Genomic DNA, 16,209 nt, shown 5'->3' on the forward strand with positions numbered 1-16,209 from the left:
GACTTGACCCCGCCTTCGCTGAGCAGCCAGCACCTGCATGAACCGTTTGTTTCACATAAAAAAGATAATCGGAGACACGCCACCATGGCTTTAGATCTATTTGTCGTACTCATCTATGCCGCCGGCATGCTCGTACTCGGCTACTACGGCATGCGCAAGGCCAAGACCCACGAGGACTACCTGGTGGCCGGCCGCAACCTGGGCCCCACCCTGTACATGGGCACCATGGCCGCCACGGTCCTTGGCGGTGCCTCCACCGTCGGCACCGTGCGCCTGGGCTATGTCCACGGCATTTCCGGTTTCTGGCTGTGCGCCGCCCTGGGGGCGGGGATCATTGCCCTGAACCTGCTGCTGGCCAAGCCGCTGCTCAAGCTGCGCATCTTCACCGTCACCCAGGTGCTGGAGAAGCGCTACAACCCCATGGCCCGCCAGGCCAGCGCAGTGATCATGCTGGCCTACGCGCTGATGATCGGGGTGACTTCGATCCTCGCCATCGGCACCGTTCTGCAAGTGCTGTTCGGCCTGCCGTTCTGGGTTTCGGTTTTGCTGGGCGGCGGCGTGGTGGTGGTGTACTCGGCGATCGGCGGCATGTGGTCGCTGACCCTGACCGACATCGTCCAGTTCGTGATCAAGACCGTGGGCCTGATGTTCATCCTGTTGCCGATCTGCCTGTACCGCGTAGGCGGCTGGGATGAATTGGTGGCCAAGCTGCCAGCGTCCAGTTTCAGCTTCACCGCCATCGGCTGGGACACCATCATCACCTACTTCATGATCTACTTCTTCGGCATCCTGATCGGCCAGGACATCTGGCAACGGGTGTTCACCGCCAAGACCGAGAAAGTCGCGCAATACGCCGGCACCCTGGCGGGCTTCTACTGCATCCTCTACGGCCTGGCCTGCGCCCTGATCGGCATGGCCGCGCATGTTCTGCTGCCGGACCTGGACAACGTCAACAACGCCTTTGCCGCCATCGTCAAAGCCTCGCTGCCGGACGGCATCCGTGGCCTGGTGATCGCTGCGGCGCTGGCCGCCATGATGTCCACTGCCAGCGCCGGCCTGCTGGCCGCCTCCACCACCCTGACCGAAGACCTGCTGCCAAGGCTGCGCGGCGGCAAGCAATCGAGCCTGGGGATCAACCGCCTGTTCACCTTCCTCACCGGCATCGTGGTGCTGGGCATTGCCCTGGTGGTCAACGACGTGATCAGCGCCCTGACCCTGGCCTACAACCTGTTGGTGGGCGGCATGCTGATCCCGCTGATCGGCGCCATTTTCTGGAAACGCGCCACCACTGCCGGCGCTATCGCCAGCATGGGCCTGGGCTTCGTCACGGCTCTGGCCTTCATGTTCAAGGACGGCCTGGATGCCAACACACCGATCTACTACAGCCTGGCCGTGGGCCTGGTGAGTTTCGTGGTGGTGAGCCTGGCCTCCCGGCGCCCTGCGCCCCTGGCCAACGCAATCTGACGTGAAGCCGGAGGTCTGAAGCTTTTCTTCGACGGGTGCGGCGTCGGTGGCCGCACCCGTTTTTTTTCGCCTGGCAAAAGCCTCGCGGCACCGACGGGCAAAGCCCTCAGCCATTTTCGTCAGGACCATGAATGGACGAATGGTTACCCCGCCGGAAAAAAACCTGTGCTGTACTCAGATCCAGCGACGACTGTTCCCGCAGGAAAACAGTACAAGGATCGCTGGCCGCCTCAGTGCACGCTATCGCTTCACCCTTGGATGGGGTCATAAAACAATAAGAGCCTCTCCCTGCCCCGAGGTGTTTATGGACCTTTTCTCCATCCAGCAAAGCATCCGTCATGCCATCGATGCACAAATGGCCCAGAAGTGGCCAATCCCGCCCAGCCAGGCCCGCGAACACGACACCTACTCCCTGGACCTCAAGGTCCTGCTGCACAGCCTGGAGCGAGAGTTCAACATTCGCCTGGATCCCGACCGCGACCTGTATCGAATCAGCAGCATCAGCGAGCTGAGCCTGTTCATCCTGGAAAAGACCCGCGCCGACGCCGCCCGTCCCGCCTGACCTGCTGTCGTATTGGGAGCAACGCAGATGAATCGGGCCCAAGCGCGCGCGGCAGTGCACCTGCTCATTCGCCACTGGCTGGATAAGCCTGTGGATTTCGATGACCAGTGCGGTCTCTCTGAACTGGGGCTGGACAGGGATGATATCGAGGCGCTGCTGTGGCGCCTGGAGGACAGGTTCGACCTGGGTGTCTTGCCCCGTGAAGAGCAGCGAGCGCTAGGGCAGTTGGAAAGGGTGGATGACCTAGTGCAATGGTTATTGGAAAAGGCCCGGCAAAACCAGGATTGACCCGATTGCCCCAGGCCTGTGGCCCAGCGACTGCCGGCTAGAAGACATCCGCGAGAGCCGGAGCCTGCACTCCGCTCTCGCCTCTGCTTCAGCGACGACGTTGTTGACGGCGCCGCAGCTCTTCGTCGGTAGGAATCGGCACCGGTTGCAGCGGTGGCTCGATCAGGCCCAGTGCGACGCCAAGGTCGTGCAGCCAGCTTTGCAGTTTGTCTTTCATAGTGCCCCCTCAGGGTCGTGCCGAGCGGCGATACTGCGCCGCCTCAAGCAGATAATAGCCCTATCTTTTCCAGCGCGCTGCTGCGCAATGGCAATGAACTGTTACTGGATTAAAGCCAATGGCCATCGGGTGCTCAAGCATGGGCCCGCGCCTGCTGCGCAAGCTGCACGCCAGCGCCCTGTTGCAGCTCGATCCAGGCATTGAGGTTGGCCCCGACCATGCCCTTGCGCCACATCAGCCAGGTAGTGGCACGGGCAAAAGGCTCGGCCAAGGCATGCACCGCCACACTTTCGCGCCCCGGCAGGCTGTCGAGCATCGACTGAGCCATCAGCGCCACCCCGGAACCGGCGATCACACAGGCCAGCATGCCCTGATAGGACTCGATCTCCATGGCCCGCCCCATCGCGGCGTGGTAGTGGGCAAACCAGGATTCCAGACGCATGCGATAGGAGCAGCCCTGGCGAAAGGTGAACACCGCACGGCCCTCTACGTCCCGGGCCGTACGCACCGGCGGATGGTCGGCTTCGCTGATCAGTACCAGGGTCTCGTCGCACAGGGGCACGCCATCCAGGCCTGCCAGCTCCAGCGGCCCGTCCACCAGGGCTGCATCCAGGCGCCCGGTGAGCAAGCCTTCGAGCAACTCGCCGCTGGGCCCGGACTGCACCTGCAGGTTCACCGCCGGATAAGCCCGGTGATAACGCTCCAGCAACGCAGGCAAGTGAATCGCCGCGGTGCTGTACATGGTGCCCAGGACAAACTCCCCGGCCGGCTGACCGCCCTGCACCGCGGCATGGGCCTCGTCGTGCAAGGCGAACAGGCGCGCGGCGTAATCCAGCAGCACCTTGCCCGCCGGCGACAACTGCAGGCGCTGACGCTCGCGCAGGAACAGTTCGACCCCCAGTTGCTCCTCCAGTTGCTTGAGCCGGGTCGAGAGGTTCGACGGCACTCGGTGCAGGCGCTCGGCGGCGCGAGTGATGGAGCCTTCCTCGGCCACGGCCTGGAAGATGCGCAATTGGCTGAACTCCATGACTTTCTCCAAAACTGAACAAGTTACTCAATATTATTCATTTTTAAAGAAAGTCAATCAGACCTAGCCTGACGGTCATTGTCCCCATCGATGGAAAGCCGACCATGTCTCCCCTGCTCCGCCTGCTCGCCAGCTTCATTGCCCTGATGATGGCCATGGGCATTGGCCGCTTCGCCCTGACCCCGCAACTGCCGCACCTGATCAGCGAAGGCCAGGTCGACCTGACCGCCGCCGGGCTGATTGCCGCCGCCAATTACCTGGGCTATTTCCTCGGAGCCCTGGACGCCATGTTCGCCCGGCGTCCGGCCCAGGTGCGCCTGCGCCTGCTGGGCGGCTTGTGGCTGTGCGTGCTGCTGACCCTGGCCTCGTTCTGGGCCCAGGGCTTCTGGCCGCACCTGCTGCTGCGCTTCGGCACCGGGGTGGCCAGCGCCTGGGTGCTGGTGATGATCACGGCCCTGAGCCAACCCCTGGCCCAGGCGGCGGGCCGGCCACGCCTCGGGGCCCTGGTGTTCGCCGGCCCGGGGCTGGGCATCATGCTCACCGGGCTACTGGCCCTGGGCTCCAATCTTCTGGGGCAAAGCTCGGCCAACCTGTGGCTGCTGTATGCCGCGGTCGCCTTGTTGATGCTGCTGGTGATCCTGCCGATCCTGCCCCCGGCCTCGGCGCGCCCCAGTGGCGAAACGCAGAGCGCCTGCGCCACCGAGCACAGCGTGGCGCGCCTGGGGCTGGTCTACGCCCTGTATGGCGTGGGCTACATCATCCCCGCGACCTTCCTTTCGCAGATGGCCAATGCGCGCTTCCAGGGCCAGTGGCAGGCCGACCTGTTCTGGCCCGGTTTCGGCCTGGCCGCGGCCGTAGGCGTGGCCCTGGCCAGCCTGCGTCGGCACACCCCACACAGCACCCGGCAATGGCTGATGGCGACCTTGTGGCTGCAGGCCGCCGGGGTCTTTGCCTGCCTGCTGGGCAGTGGCCTGGGGCTGGTATTGGGCGTGTTGCTGTGCGGCACGCCGTTCCTGGCCTGCATGCAGTTGGTGATGCAGCGCTCCCGGGAACTGGCGCCGCAGTCGGCCCAGCGCAACGCCGGCCTGCTCACTGCCTGCTTTGCCGTGGGCCAGTTGAGCGGCCCGTTGCTGGCCGCCCTGAGCAGCCACTTCAGCGGCGACCTGCAACTGGCGCTGGTGGTGGCGGGCTGCGGCTTGCTGATCGGCGCCAGCCTGCTCTGGCAACTCCGACCAAGGGCACAGCGCTGTGCGGTCGTCTCGTGAAGCGCGGGCTACAACAAGCGCTGGATCCGCCGCCGCAGCCACTGTTCGGCGCTGACGAAGGTAATACCCAGCAGCACCAGCATTGCCCCCAGCACGAAGTTGAGGCTCAAGGGCTCGTCCAGTAACAGCACGCCGAAGGTCACGCCGAACATCGGGGTCATGAAGGAAAACACTGCCAGGTTCGCCGCCAGATAACGCCGCAGCAGCCAGAACCAGGTCAGGTAGCTGAAGAACGATACCACCAGCCCCTGGAACAACACGCTGGCCACCGCTACCGGCGTCAGGCTGACCTGGGTCACCTGGCCGCTGAGCACGGCGATCAGCAACAGGCCGACGAAACCGACGATCAACTGATAGAACAGGGTCAGGGTCGCCGGCGCCTCGGACAGCCGCGAAGCCCGCACCACCACTGTGGTGGCGCCCCAGGCCAGCCCCGCCAGCAATCCCAGAATGTCGCCCAGGAGCATGCGCCGGTCCAGGTTGTCCAGGGAGATCCCGCCGGCAAAGGCAATGCTGATGCCGATAAAGGCCAGGACGATCCCCAACCATTGCAAGGGCCGCAAGCGTTCGCTGGGCAACAGCCAATTGACCCCAAGGGCGGTGAAGATCGGTGCGGTGTAGAGAAACACCGACATGTGCGCGGCACTGGTGAGCTTCAGGCCTTCGGCGATAAACAGGAACTCCAGGCCGAACAGAGCGCCGGCCAGCAAGCCGCCGCGCCAGGTACTGGAAACCTGGGACCAGCCGCCTTTCCAGCACATCAGTAGAGCTACCAGCAGCGCCGAGATCCCCGAACGGGCGGCCGCCTGCATGATGGGCGCAATGTCCGCCGCAGCCCACTTGATCATCACCTGCTGCACGCCCCAGATCAGGCACAGCCCCAACATCACCTGCAGGGCAAACCCATCGGCGTTGCGCCGTTCGATGCTCACCGCCATACCTCACATTGATTCAATGACATGACCCCTACCCGAAATAAAGAACTGCCGCCGCGCCTGACGGGTCCCCTGGAGCAGACCTAGTTCCCGCCGTTTGCGCCAGGCGCCCAGCGGCAGGCACAGAAGACGCCGAAACTGCAGGCCAGGGCACTGGCCAGCATGCCCCAGGCCATGTCCAGCAGCGCCAGGGAAGCCGACCAGCCCTGCAAGGTCGCCCAGTTGCTCAGGTCGTAAGTGCCGTAGGCCACCAGCCCGAGCAGCGCCCCCAGGCACGCAGCCCGGCGCCAGCCGCCCTGCTGCAGGGCGGGTCGCACGGCGAACAGCAGGCAACCGCTAACGTAGAGGAGGTAGAACAGCGCTGCCGGCAACAGCCGTGGCTGTTCCAGCAGCAGCGCCCCCAACTGGGCCCGGTAGGTTTCGCCCATCATCAGCCCCAGCCAGAGCGCGTCGAGTAGCAGGAACGCCAGCAAGGTGGCGAGCCAGGCAACCAGCGTGGTTTTCATAAGCCTCGCCCGCAGCGTGAAGTGAGTCTCAGCTTAGCTCGATACGATCCGCGTGAATGACTATCTGGCCCTGCTTGTAGAGGGCACCGATGGCCTTCTTGAAGTTGCCCTTGCTAACCCCGAACAAACTGCTGATCAAGGCCGGGTCGCTCTTGTCGCTGACCGCCAGCGAGCCATCGTTTTCCCGCAACTTGGCGAGGATCTTCGAGTTCAGGCTAGTGGCCGCCTGTTCACCGACAGGTTGCAGACTCAGGCTGATCTTGCCGTCGGCGCGCACTTCCTTGATAAAACCTTTCTCTTGCATCCCCGAGCGCAGGAACTTGAACACTTCGTTCTTGTGGATCAGGCCCCAGTGCTTGTTGTTGATGATGGCCTTGAAGCCCATGTCGGTGGACTCGGCCACCAGCAAGTCGACTTCCTGGCCGGCCTTGTAGTTGGCCGGCGTCTTGTCCAGGTAGCGGTCCAGACGGGCCGTGGCGGTGATACGGCGAGTGTGCTTGTCCAGGTAGACATGCACCACGCAGTATTCGCCGGCGTTCATCTGGCGCTTTTCCTCGGAGTACGGCAGCAGCAGATCCTTGGGCAGCCCCCAGTCCAGGAACACCCCGATACTGTTAACTTCGACAACTTTAAGACTGGCGAACTCACCAACTTGAACTTTCGGCTTTTCGGTAGTTGCGATTAACTTGTCAGCACTGTCCAAGTAAACAAAAACATTCAGCCAGTCTTCATCTTCACTGGGAATGTCCTTGGGGATATAACGATTGGGCAGCAATATTTCGCCGTCTGCCCCACCGTCCAGATACAAACCAAAGTTAGTGTGTTTAACCACTTGCAAACTGTTGTAGCGCCCGACTAAAGCCATTTCCAATACCCTCATTGCGTGGGCGGCATTCTACCTGTTTTCCAGGCCGCGTTGACGCTCCTGAATCGCCGACCACGAAATCCTTGATTTTTCTGGCGTTCCCGGCACTCAACCGGCCGCTCGTCAGGCAAACAGCCGTGCATCGAGCCTTTGCGGAGCACAGCGAGAGGGCATTTTTTTCGATGGGTCCTTAGTTAAAACAGCGACTTAGGAAAATATCCGAAAAATAAACTTAGGAAAAACAGCAGGAAGCGCCTTTCTGTTCCAGGGGATATTTACCAAGCAATTGTCAAGTATTTCTGATAAGATGCCTGGCCAAATTAATTTTCCCGAAAGGTTAAATGGCCGCCATGCGAGTAAAAGCCTCCAACAGCAAAGCAAAACCAGCTCCCGCCGTTGAAACCAGTGAATCGATCAACGAACAGATCGCAGCGTTCCTGAAATCGGGCGGCGAAATCCAGCAGATCGCCAAAGGCGTCAGCGGCCAGACTTTCGGCCCGTCCAAGCAGATCAGCCTGGGCAAGAAGTAACTCCCCCGCGCATTATCCTGGTCCCTTAGCGCTTTGCCCTCAAAGCGCTAGGACTGGCACCCGCTCTCCTCCCAACTACCAGCAAATCGACGAACGGCCTTCAGCCAATGGCATTCGCCGGTATCCTTTACCCCCTCTAGATCAATCGTTTCAGCCGCCTTTCAGGTTGTCACTCCGCGCAGTTCAGGGAGTGCTGCATGCTCAAATCCTCGTTGCTGGCCTGCAGCCTGCTGTTGGCCTGCCCCATTGCCCATGGGCAAATCTTCCAGCGCGAGCTGGGGGATTTCGACCTCAAGCTGGGCACCAGCCCCAGCCGCAGCATGGCCCAGGGCCTGGTCAAGCCGTCCTCAAGCGGCTCGTTCCACGGCGGCCTCGACCTGAGCCACGACAGTGGCTGGTATGCCGGCCAGTGGGCCCCCAGCATGGGCCTGAGCCCCTCCAGCAAACTGGAGGTGGATTCCTACCTGGGCTTCAAGCAGCCCTTCGACCAGACCCTGGGCTACGAACTGGGAATGATCCACTACAACTACCCGCAGTTGCGGACCCAGGACAGCCAGGAATTCTACGGCGGCCTGACCCTGCTCGGCAGCCGCTTCGGCGCGGCGTTCAGCAATGACCCGGACAAACGCAACAGCACCCTGTTCGCTGACCTGGGTGGCAACGTACCGTTCGGCATTGGCGTCAGCGTCAAATACACCACCCATCAACTGAACAATGGCGTCTCGATCGCCGACGGCGGCTACGTGGCCGGCTTCAATGACTGGTCGATCAAGCTCTCGCGCCCCTGGCTGGGGATCGACCTGAACCTGATCTACAGTGACTCCAGCCTCAGCGGCAACGACTGCAGCGCCTACTCCGGGCATAACCCGCAATGCGACGGCCTGCTCACCTTCAAGGCCGAACGGGCGTTCTACTGAACGTCTGAACTGCGAGGCACCTTCAGGGTTCAGATACAGCAACCCGCACTCGCAAGGACTCGAACATGGCGCGCCGCTGGCACCTCCTCATTCCGCTCCTGATCATCAGCCTGCTGCTGGGCGCCTGTAGCCGGGTCGGCCTGGCCTATCGCAACCTGGATGTGATCATTCCCTGGAACCTCAACGACTACCTGGACATGAACAGCGAGCAGAAGAGCTGGTTCAACCAGCGCCTGCAGCAGCACCTGAGCTGGCATTGCACCACCCAGCTCCCAGGTTACCTGGACTGGCTCGACCGTCTGCAACTGATGGTGCAGAACAACCAGGTCAGCGACCAGGGCTTGCAAGAGCGCACCCGGGAAGCCAAGCAAGCCATCGCCGAAACCGCCCGGCAGATCGCCCCGTCCGCCGTGGAGCTGCTCCAGGGTCTGAACGACCAGCAAGTCAAAGAGATGAATTCCGCCTTCGCCAAGGACCTGCAGGAACACCAGGAGCAATACCTCAAGCCGCCGTTGGCGCAACAGATAGAGCAGCGCAGCCAACGCATGAGCAAGCGCCTGAACGCCTGGCTCGGCTCCCTAAGCCCGAGCCAGCAGCAACGGGTGGAACAATGGTCTAGCAGCCTGGGCGAGCAGAACCAGCAGTGGATCGCCAACCGAGCCCACTGGCAGGCGCAATTCAGCGCGGCCGTGGAGCAACGGCAAAACAGCGATTTCCCACAACGTATCGAGCAATTGCTGGTACACCGCGAGAGCTTATGGACGCCGGACTATCGCCAAGCGTACGCCCACACCGAACACGCCGCACGCAGCCTGCTGGTGGACCTGATGGCACAAAGCGCCCCGGCCCAGCGCCAGCGCCTGCTGAAGAAAATCGACGGAGTGCGCAAGGACTTCGCCGAGCTCAAATGCCTGCAGAACGCCCGCCAGGGCTAGGTGCAACCTAAGCGATCTGGGCCTTGGAGGCCACCTGATCGAAGGTCGCCGGATCCAGCGCATCGGCCTGCTCATCCAGCACCTGGCGCGGGTGATCATTGCCCGGGATGCTGCTGTCGATCAGGCACAGCAGGCTGGAACCACGGGGCGTGAGCACGAAGTTCTCGCCATTGCCCCCCTCCTCTTCCGGCCGACTTTCGATAAAGCCCCGGTCCAGCAGTAACTTTTCGTACTCGGTGGCGGTGACTTTCAGGTCATCCAGATTGCCGGTGGGCTCGCCTTCCGCCGCCTTGGCCGCCGCATGCTGCTCGGCATAGGGCCGCGGAGTGAAGCTGTGGCCGGCGCCGTTCTGCACTTCGTGCAGCAGTCGTTCGATCAGATCCCAGTTATAAGTCGTCATCCTGATTCAACCTCCAGACAAGCGAATGAAATGCCTTCACAAGTTGTGACCGGCAGGCCATTCAGCCGTTCAGGAAATCCACCCTAGGCCGCCGCCCCCTGATCGGAAAACCGCTGGGCGGTTTGTCGATCCACTCCAGCGCCAAACGACTAGCGTGTGTAAGACCCATCGCCCCCACTGCCTTGAGGAGAGATGTCATGTCCGTTACCGAGCATCCCGTGGTCTCCCGGGAACAATGGCTGCAAGCCCGCAAACAGCACCTGATCCACGAAAAGGCCTTTACCCGCCAGCGCGACCAGCTCAGCGCCGAACGCCGGGCGCTGCCCTGGGTAAAAATCGACAAGCCCTATCAGTTTCATGGCCCCGATGGCCCGCTGGGCCTGGCCGATCTGTTTGGCGACCACAGCCAACTGCTGGTCTACCACTTCATGTTTGCCGAAGGTTGGGAGGAAGGCTGCAAGGGCTGCTCGTTCGTCGCCGACCACTTCGATGGCGCCAACCAGCACCTGGCCCACCACGATGTAGCGCTGGTGGCCATCTCCCACGCCCCTTATGCCGAGTTCCAGGCCTTTCGCCAGCGCATGGGTTGGCATTTCGATTGGTATTCCAGCGCCGGCGACGACTTCAACCAGGACTTCGGCGTCAGCCTCAGCGCCGAGCAACTGGCCCAGGGCACTGCCAGCTACAACTACGAACAGGCCAGTGGCGATGAGCAGGAGTTGCCCGGGCTCAGCGTGTTCTACCGCAACCCGCAAGGTGAGATATTCCACACCTATTCCACCTATGCCCGCGGGCTGGACCTGTTGCTGGGGGCCTACAACTTCCTCGACCTGACGCCCAAGGGGCGCAACGAAGAGCAGATCATGGGCTGGGTCCGGCACCACGATCGCTACCAGGCAACGGCCCAGGGCAAGAGCAGCAGTTGCTGTTGTGACGATTGAGAACCTGTTCGCCGGCAGAACCTGCCGCAGGAGCCAGCTTGCCGGCGAATCGCACTCACAAACGGCACAAATCTGCGGCAGACTGTGACGACCCACCCAGCCAACTAAGCTGTAGACATGAGCGCCGCCTATCACAGCCTCCACGAATACACCCTGCGCATGAGCCGGGTGCTGGAGCATATCGACCAACACCTGGACCAACCCCTGGAGCTGGCGGACCTGGCGCGGGTCGCACATTTCTCGCCCTACCACTTCCACCGCCTGTTCAGCGCCTGGGTCGGCGAGCCCCTGGGTGCCTACCTGCGCCGCCGACGCCTGGCCTGCGGCGCCTACCTCATGGCCAGCCGCCCCTCGGCCTCAGTGCTGGAAATTGCCCTGGAAGTCGGCTTCGGCTCCGGCGAGGCATTTTCCCGGGCCTTCAAACAGCACTTCTCGGTCTCCCCCAGCACCTGGCGCGATACTGAGCCCAAACGCTGGCACCGCCGCCTGGACGACATCCGCGAACGCCGCCTGCGTGAATTGCGCAATCCTGATCAGACCCACATCCCCGCCTTCGACGATCCTGACGCCTTCATTCACCTGAAGGAAACCGCGATGAAGGTCACCCTGCAGCAACTACCCGCCACCCGCGTGGCCTACCTGCGCTATATCGGCGCCTACGGCCCGGGCATTGGCATTTTCTGGCGCGAAACCGCCGCGCCGTGGATGCTCGAACACCAGCTGTTCAACCGCGTGCGCTACGGCATCGGCCACGACGACCCGGACCTCACCCCCGCCGACAAATGCCGCTACGACGCCTGCGTGGAAGTGCCCGAAGACTTCAAGGCCAGCGCCCCGGCCGTCGTCACCACCCTGCCCGGCGGCCTCTACGCCGTGGCCCACTACCGCGGCCTGGGTCCGGCTATCGCCGACGCCTGGATCGAACTGTGCCGCGACTGGCTGCCCAAGAGCGGCCTGCAATTCGACCCGCGCCCGGCCTTCGAACGCTACCTGGGGGATGCCTTCTACGACGTCAAGACCGGGGAGCTGGAGTGTGAGATCTGCATTCCGGTGAAAAAGCTATAACCCAAAAAGCACGTTGATCCCCCTGTAGGAGCGAGCTCGCTCGCGAACAACGCCAACGATAACGCGCCGCTATTGAAAGAACGCGACGCCCTGGCGCTCATCGCGAGCGAGCTCGCTCCTACAATCCCCCCACACACTCACTCAACGAGAAGGAATGGCCGTGATATCGCGAACGATGAACCTCGGCAGAGCACGAATGTAGAAGTTCTCCACATCCGAATTACCGCTGTTGGTGATCGCCCCCAACATGGTCTTCATATTGCGCAACTGGCCCATGGCCCCGGCCGGCTGCAAACCATTGCGCTCCTGGGCGAAATGCAACACCTCGGCGCCGTCGCGCTTGACCTGCACCTTGTAGCCAAAGTCGACACTGGCAAGGATCGTATTGTCATCGACGACCATCGACACCAGCCCGCCCTGGGAATCACTGAGGCGGCGCTTGTACACCGCATCTACATCCAGCAGGTAGTCGGCGCTGTCCTTGGTGGCGGCGTAACGATTGGCATTGCCCAATTGCCGGATCAACTCCATGCCCAGTTGCTGGCGCAACTTGTCCTCGGGCAGAAAACGCTCGCTCTCGCCGACCAACTGCAGGTTGAAGGTGTCGATCCAGTAAGTGGCGGTAGCGGGAATCCGTACCGGTTTGGGCGAGATGTAATAGTCCGGGGTGGAGGCGCAACCGGCGAGCAAAGCGAGGGTGAAGAGCAGAGACAACAGACGCATGACGGATCTTCCTTGAGAGGTTTTCAACAACAACTGAGAAAAACTTAGCGACGCGTACAGACCTAATTAATCCGCTATAAAAAGAGCTCAACAAAACAACCACTACAAGAGTAAATTCAGGCCAAAATACGCCAATTTTGAAGACCATATAACAACACCAAACCCAATAATTTCCAACTATATTTTTCACCCCACAAAACTAGAGCATCGAAAAAACCAGCTAGCTCCTCACAAAAAAAAAAGCGTTAGGCTACTTTACCTTTTCCACAACCAAGGGCAGTTTTGGCTCAAAAATCTCCCCACTACCAAACAACACCAAGTTACAATCAAAGTTAGCGGCAAGATATATAATTTCCTCTATCAGAAATAAAGATAATCTCTCAAAACCCAAACAATATAAAGATATCATCTTCCCAAATCTCTACTCGCCCACCACCCTTACAACCAAAAACTCTTACCTCACTAGCCCACGACTAAACTTCCGAGAGCAAACGAAAAAACCCAACCAACAACAAATCAATATCTACCCTTCCTAACAAACAGTTAGAAAATCCGCCTAAAACCTCCCCTTCCCCACTATATCCAGGAATATCGCCTCACCATTTATCCACAAACATTTACTATTCTTTAATCAAAAACCAAAGCAAATTCAAAGTACCCAACAGCCATCATATCTCTCCTCTCTATTTAGGCTACGGACATCTCCAATTGCATCCAACATGCAACGCCCTTTAGAACCTTATGCAGCAACCATAACAAAAATTGTTATTATAGAAAAAAACCACCAATCAAGTTCCCCCCTCCAAAAAGTCATCTCCTTCAACATAGTCATACAACTGGATCTGCGAAAAGTCGTCATCATTAACGAATAGTAAATCGTGCCCTTCATGCTGCTGAAAAAAGGCCTGAATAATATCCCATGCACGCTTATCATTGAGCCAAGCCCTTTCCTTATCAGAGTAGACCCCCTGAACAACTAATCGCTCCCCTTCCTTCGCCAGCTTTTTTCCTAAGTTCAATGAAATTCGGCAAGTTTTGCAGCACAAATAATAATACGTACCCATTTACTTCCCTCTCACAATCGGCATTTGAATAACCCCATGTTGTGTGATTGCAAAAACCTGCTCCAACTCAGGACGCTTCGGCACCACGTTATTTAAAGCTCTATCTATATAGCCAGCAACCTGCTCAGATGACAAACTCAATGCACGCGCATCAATCACCACCGCACTTGGAAAACCATTAAGCTGCGAACTCCCGGTACTAATATTTCGCTCAAATATTCTCTTTATACGATTATCCGTCAGCTCTGACACCGGAGCATCTGGAGTTTCAAAAGTTTTAAACTCTGCACGAAGCCTTGTGCCATCTGGCAAACGAATAGTCGCGTCACCACTTGGTGTATTAGAGCCTCTCAACAGAACACTCACCCCTCGCTCTTCGGCAAGAATATTAGCAATATCAATTTCTTTTTGTAGAGGCAATCTACTATCAGGGAGGTTCTGTGCAATGGTCACAGTTCCTTTTTCCGATACCTTTTCACTATACACAATACCCGGACTTAGCTTGTGCTCCGGAGTCACATAGGCACCATCCTTCTGCACTCCATCCAGCTGAGTACCGCCGGTATGCGGCGTTGTAATAACTCCGCCACCCTCAGCGTAGCCTCCACTGGCAGGATTCCATCCTGATGCATCAACAATCGGATTGACCAGCTTTCGGTTTTCATCATCAAGCAGGTGAATTGGAAACGTAGTGAGGGTTATCAACTCCCAAAGGCCGATCGAAATTTTTAGCTGCCTCTGCACCTCTTCCTTTGCAACACCACCTGACTTTTTAGCGCTCTCAACAACCGAGTTGGCTGTGTTACGCATATTTTCTTGAGTCTGGGGTGACGCTCCTGAGTAAACCAGCGCAAGCGCTAAGGCCCCCATCATTCCTACGCCAGGAGCAGCAGCGAGATTTAGCGATCCATTTGAAGGGTTCTTCAAACTGGCCAACATTTCTGCTAGCTCAAGTGACTTCTCCGGGCTCTCGCGGGCAATATCCTTCATCCGAGCGAAAAGAAGTTTTGCAGCCTCCCCATTCGCCTCGCCGACTTTGGACCGGATCAGATAATCCATGCCCTCCGCACGTTTGTTCTCATCCTTGCTGACGAGTTTTCGAGCGTTTTCACGGATCACCAGCACGTTGTTCACGTGCCTGGATGCAAATTCGATATCGCTTCCCGCTGTAAGTAGCACGACCATACTGGCCATAAGCTCGTCGAGCTTTAACATCGCGTCTCGACTGTTCTCCCCATACAACTCAACATTCTTCTTCCACTGCTCATACGTCTTCTTCGGGCTCGCCACCGCTCCAAGGGAAGAACTGCTCGCATACAAATCCGTACGCGACTCCTCATCCTTAGTGATCTCATACGCCTTGCTCACATCCCGATTCAGCCCGGCCGTTGAATCGGCCCCGGTCTCGGCATCCTTGCGCACCACGATCTCGCCCGCCCCGACGGTGGCGCGCACGATCTGCTCGCGGTCCTTCTGGTAGTCCCAGCCGCTGACGCTCCAGCCGGTTTCACCTTCCTTGCCTTTACCCACCTGGCTGCTGTCTTGTGTGGTGCCACTACCGGAGCTGTAGGTGCCGCCCACGTTCAGGTAATAGCCGTGTTCCTTGTCCTTGCCGGCGATATCGCTGAAGCCCAGGGTGCCGGTGTCCAGCTTGAGGTTGCCGTTGTCGGCAGCGATCAGCGCACCATCGATCTGGGTGTGGTTTTCGGTGCGGATATCGACCTTGTTCTTGCCAGTAATACGGGTTTGCTCTTCAACCCAGTCGGTCTTGCCGGTGGTCTGGCCATAGCCGACCGAGCCACTGAGCCCTGGAGCAGGACCAAAGGTGGCGGTGACGCTGATGTCGAATTCCTTGCCCTTGACCTTGCCGGTATCGGCGACCGAAGCGATGTTCAGGTCCCCCCCGACACGCCCGATAACCTCATCGCCACGCAGGTTGGCACCAGAAATGTTGGTGTCCTTGCCACTGGTGAAGCCCAGCCGGTCCCCGGCATAGAGATAAGCCTCTTGCTGGCGCTCGCCTTCACGCTCCAGATTGCCTTTGCCCATGCTGACGCTGGCGTAGACGCCCACGCCTTCCGAGCCGAAGGTGAAGCCGACTTCCCCACCACCACTGTTGCGGTTGTTCTCGCTGCTGTGGTCGTTCTGCGCGGCGCGAATGTTCAGGTCGTTGCCGGCATCCAGGTCGATGTTGCGTCCGGCCTGGGCCTGGGTCCCGATCAGGTTCAGGTCGTTGCTGGCCTTGAGGTTGATGTCGCGCCCGGCATCCAGTTGGGTGGCAGTGGAGGAACCTTGGCTACTCTCGGTGCTGGCGGTGCCGAAGCTGCCGCCGACGCCGATCTTGAAGCCGCCGCTGGTGCCGCCGTGGATGCCGCCCCACATCTCGGTGTTGCGGGTTTCCTCGCTGATGCTGCCTTTGGCCACATCCAGGGTGACGTCGCGCCCTTTGACGTTGATGTCGCGCCCGGCACTCAGTTGACTGCCCTTGACGGTCACGTCGTTGTT

At 59.7% G+C, this 16,209-nt stretch carries 18 protein-coding genes; 9 read left to right on the forward strand and 9 right to left on the reverse strand.

Annotation, left to right across the window (positions count from 1 at the left end; all coding sequences use genetic code 11):
* The first annotated feature begins 84 nt into the window (after window positions 1-84).
* The 3 genes from BLS75_RS21045 to BLS75_RS21055 all read left to right on the forward strand — a co-directional run bounded on the left by BLS75_RS21045 (window position 85) and on the right by BLS75_RS21055 (window position 2,314).
* Window positions 85-1,464, forward strand: coding sequence for a sodium:solute symporter family protein (locus BLS75_RS21045; protein WP_011059911.1), 1,380 nt, complete (start codon window positions 85-87; stop codon window positions 1,462-1,464).
* 304 nt (window positions 1,465-1,768) lie between these two features.
* Complete coding sequence (locus tag BLS75_RS21050; RefSeq protein ID WP_072451702.1) at window positions 1,769-2,026, forward strand: acyl carrier protein; 258 nt, start codon at window positions 1,769-1,771, stop codon at window positions 2,024-2,026.
* Window positions 2,027-2,053: 27 nt separating this feature from the next.
* A complete protein-coding gene (locus tag BLS75_RS21055) occupies window positions 2,054-2,314 on the forward strand; it encodes a hypothetical protein (protein WP_072451703.1) in 261 nt (86 codons plus the stop codon).
* Between the two features lie 88 nt (window positions 2,315-2,402).
* Here BLS75_RS21055 and BLS75_RS32760 read toward each other — a convergent pair whose 3' ends face one another.
* Both BLS75_RS32760 and BLS75_RS21060 read right to left on the reverse strand, forming a co-directional pair.
* Window positions 2,403-2,531 (reverse strand): PA1414 family protein, encoded by a 129-nt coding sequence (locus tag BLS75_RS32760; RefSeq protein WP_011059908.1) that lies wholly within the window; start codon window positions 2,529-2,531, stop codon window positions 2,403-2,405.
* A gap of 133 nt (window positions 2,532-2,664) precedes the next feature.
* On the reverse strand, window positions 2,665-3,558 hold the full coding sequence (locus tag BLS75_RS21060) for a putrescine utilization regulator PtrR (protein ID WP_072451704.1): 894 nt from the start codon (window positions 3,556-3,558) through the stop codon (window positions 2,665-2,667).
* Between the two features lie 104 nt (window positions 3,559-3,662).
* Here BLS75_RS21060 and BLS75_RS21065 point away from each other — a divergent pair, with 104 nt between their 5' ends.
* On the forward strand, window positions 3,663-4,823 hold the full coding sequence (locus BLS75_RS21065; RefSeq protein WP_011059906.1) for a YbfB/YjiJ family MFS transporter: 1,161 nt from the start codon (window positions 3,663-3,665) through the stop codon (window positions 4,821-4,823).
* Between the two features lie 8 nt (window positions 4,824-4,831).
* Here the strand turns inward: BLS75_RS21065 and BLS75_RS21070 are convergent, their stop codons facing one another.
* The 3 genes from BLS75_RS21070 to BLS75_RS21080 form a co-directional block, all read right to left on the reverse strand.
* Window positions 4,832-5,755 carry a DMT family transporter gene (locus BLS75_RS21070; RefSeq protein ID WP_041774558.1) on the reverse strand — a complete coding sequence of 308 codons (924 nt, stop codon included), beginning with the start codon at window positions 5,753-5,755 and terminating at the stop codon, window positions 4,832-4,834.
* 86 nt (window positions 5,756-5,841) lie between these two features.
* Window positions 5,842-6,264 (reverse strand): DUF2177 family protein, encoded by a 423-nt coding sequence (locus BLS75_RS21075; RefSeq protein WP_053149681.1) that lies wholly within the window; start codon window positions 6,262-6,264, stop codon window positions 5,842-5,844.
* 28 nt (window positions 6,265-6,292) lie between these two features.
* On the reverse strand, window positions 6,293-7,129 hold the full coding sequence (locus tag BLS75_RS21080) for a CvfB family protein (RefSeq protein ID WP_026020046.1): 837 nt from the start codon (window positions 7,127-7,129) through the stop codon (window positions 6,293-6,295).
* Between the two features lie 341 nt (window positions 7,130-7,470).
* Between BLS75_RS21080 and BLS75_RS21085 the strand changes: the two genes are divergently transcribed.
* The 3 genes from BLS75_RS21085 (at window position 7,471) to BLS75_RS21095 (ending at window position 9,511) form a co-directional block, all read left to right on the forward strand.
* Window positions 7,471-7,659, forward strand: coding sequence for a hypothetical protein (locus BLS75_RS21085; protein WP_016962619.1), 189 nt, complete (start codon window positions 7,471-7,473; stop codon window positions 7,657-7,659).
* Window positions 7,660-7,856: 197 nt separating this feature from the next.
* Window positions 7,857-8,576, forward strand: a complete 720-nt coding sequence (locus BLS75_RS21090) for a TorF family putative porin (protein WP_011059901.1) — start codon at window positions 7,857-7,859, stop codon at window positions 8,574-8,576.
* Window positions 8,577-8,641: 65 nt separating this feature from the next.
* A complete protein-coding gene (locus BLS75_RS21095) occupies window positions 8,642-9,511 on the forward strand; it encodes a DUF6279 family lipoprotein (protein WP_072451705.1) in 870 nt (289 codons plus the stop codon).
* A 7-nt stretch (window positions 9,512-9,518) separates the two neighbouring features.
* Here the strand turns inward: BLS75_RS21095 and BLS75_RS21100 are convergent, their stop codons facing one another.
* Entirely contained in the window at window positions 9,519-9,911 is a 393-nt protein-coding gene (locus BLS75_RS21100; protein WP_011059899.1) for a hypothetical protein, read from the reverse strand.
* 197 nt (window positions 9,912-10,108) lie between these two features.
* Here BLS75_RS21100 and BLS75_RS21105 point away from each other — a divergent pair, with 197 nt between their 5' ends.
* On the forward strand, window positions 10,109-10,852 hold the full coding sequence (locus tag BLS75_RS21105) for a DUF899 domain-containing protein (RefSeq protein WP_072451706.1): 744 nt from the start codon (window positions 10,109-10,111) through the stop codon (window positions 10,850-10,852).
* Between the two features lie 117 nt (window positions 10,853-10,969).
* Window positions 10,970-11,917 (forward strand): AraC family transcriptional regulator, encoded by a 948-nt coding sequence (locus BLS75_RS21110; RefSeq protein ID WP_072451707.1) that lies wholly within the window; start codon window positions 10,970-10,972, stop codon window positions 11,915-11,917.
* 141 nt (window positions 11,918-12,058) lie between these two features.
* Here the strand turns inward: BLS75_RS21110 and BLS75_RS21115 are convergent, their stop codons facing one another.
* From BLS75_RS21115 to BLS75_RS32650, 3 genes are all read right to left on the reverse strand, one after another.
* Window positions 12,059-12,640, reverse strand: a complete 582-nt coding sequence (locus tag BLS75_RS21115; RefSeq protein WP_041774104.1) for a hypothetical protein — start codon at window positions 12,638-12,640, stop codon at window positions 12,059-12,061.
* Window positions 12,641-13,428: 788 nt separating this feature from the next.
* Complete coding sequence (locus BLS75_RS21120) at window positions 13,429-13,704, reverse strand: hypothetical protein (RefSeq protein WP_072451708.1); 276 nt, start codon at window positions 13,702-13,704, stop codon at window positions 13,429-13,431.
* The coding region (locus tag BLS75_RS32650; RefSeq protein ID WP_239690683.1) for a hemagglutinin repeat-containing protein at window positions 13,705-16,209 on the reverse strand (2,505 nt) is incomplete at its 5' end. It lies immediately after the preceding gene.

This window comes from Pseudomonas sp. NFPP12, from assembly GCF_900103205.1.
GTDB lineage: Bacteria > Pseudomonadota > Gammaproteobacteria > Pseudomonadales > Pseudomonadaceae > Aquipseudomonas > Aquipseudomonas protegens.

What these genes read in the sequence shown, in the direction of transcription:
- BLS75_RS21105 (WP_072451706.1), top strand. Translation starts at nt 10,109, where the DNA reads ATGTCCGTTACCGAGCATCCCGTGGTCTCCCGGGAACAATGGCTGCAA.
- BLS75_RS21095 (WP_072451705.1), top strand. Translation starts at nt 8,642, where the DNA reads ATGGCGCGCCGCTGGCACCTCCTCATTCCGCTCCTGATCATCAGCCTG.
- BLS75_RS21110 (WP_072451707.1), top strand. Translation starts at nt 10,970, where the DNA reads ATGAGCGCCGCCTATCACAGCCTCCACGAATACACCCTGCGCATGAGC.
- BLS75_RS21045 (WP_011059911.1), top strand. Translation starts at nt 85, where the DNA reads ATGGCTTTAGATCTATTTGTCGTACTCATCTATGCCGCCGGCATGCTC.
- BLS75_RS21080 (WP_026020046.1), bottom strand. Translation starts at nt 7,129, where the DNA reads ATGGCTTTAGTCGGGCGCTACAACAGTTTGCAAGTGGTTAAACACACT.
- BLS75_RS21085 (WP_016962619.1), top strand. Translation starts at nt 7,471, where the DNA reads ATGGCCGCCATGCGAGTAAAAGCCTCCAACAGCAAAGCAAAACCAGCT.
- BLS75_RS21055 (WP_072451703.1), top strand. Translation starts at nt 2,054, where the DNA reads ATGAATCGGGCCCAAGCGCGCGCGGCAGTGCACCTGCTCATTCGCCAC.
- BLS75_RS21090 (WP_011059901.1), top strand. Translation starts at nt 7,857, where the DNA reads ATGCTCAAATCCTCGTTGCTGGCCTGCAGCCTGCTGTTGGCCTGCCCC.
- BLS75_RS21100 (WP_011059899.1), bottom strand. Translation starts at nt 9,911, where the DNA reads ATGACGACTTATAACTGGGATCTGATCGAACGACTGCTGCACGAAGTG.
- BLS75_RS21060 (WP_072451704.1), bottom strand. Translation starts at nt 3,558, where the DNA reads ATGGAGTTCAGCCAATTGCGCATCTTCCAGGCCGTGGCCGAGGAAGGC.
- BLS75_RS21050 (WP_072451702.1), top strand. Translation starts at nt 1,769, where the DNA reads ATGGACCTTTTCTCCATCCAGCAAAGCATCCGTCATGCCATCGATGCA.
- BLS75_RS21115 (WP_041774104.1), bottom strand. Translation starts at nt 12,640, where the DNA reads ATGCGTCTGTTGTCTCTGCTCTTCACCCTCGCTTTGCTCGCCGGTTGC.
- BLS75_RS21065 (WP_011059906.1), top strand. Translation starts at nt 3,663, where the DNA reads ATGTCTCCCCTGCTCCGCCTGCTCGCCAGCTTCATTGCCCTGATGATG.
- BLS75_RS32760 (WP_011059908.1), bottom strand. Translation starts at nt 2,531, where the DNA reads ATGAAAGACAAACTGCAAAGCTGGCTGCACGACCTTGGCGTCGCACTG.
- BLS75_RS21120 (WP_072451708.1), bottom strand. Translation starts at nt 13,704, where the DNA reads ATGGGTACGTATTATTATTTGTGCTGCAAAACTTGCCGAATTTCATTG.
- BLS75_RS21075 (WP_053149681.1), bottom strand. Translation starts at nt 6,264, where the DNA reads ATGAAAACCACGCTGGTTGCCTGGCTCGCCACCTTGCTGGCGTTCCTG.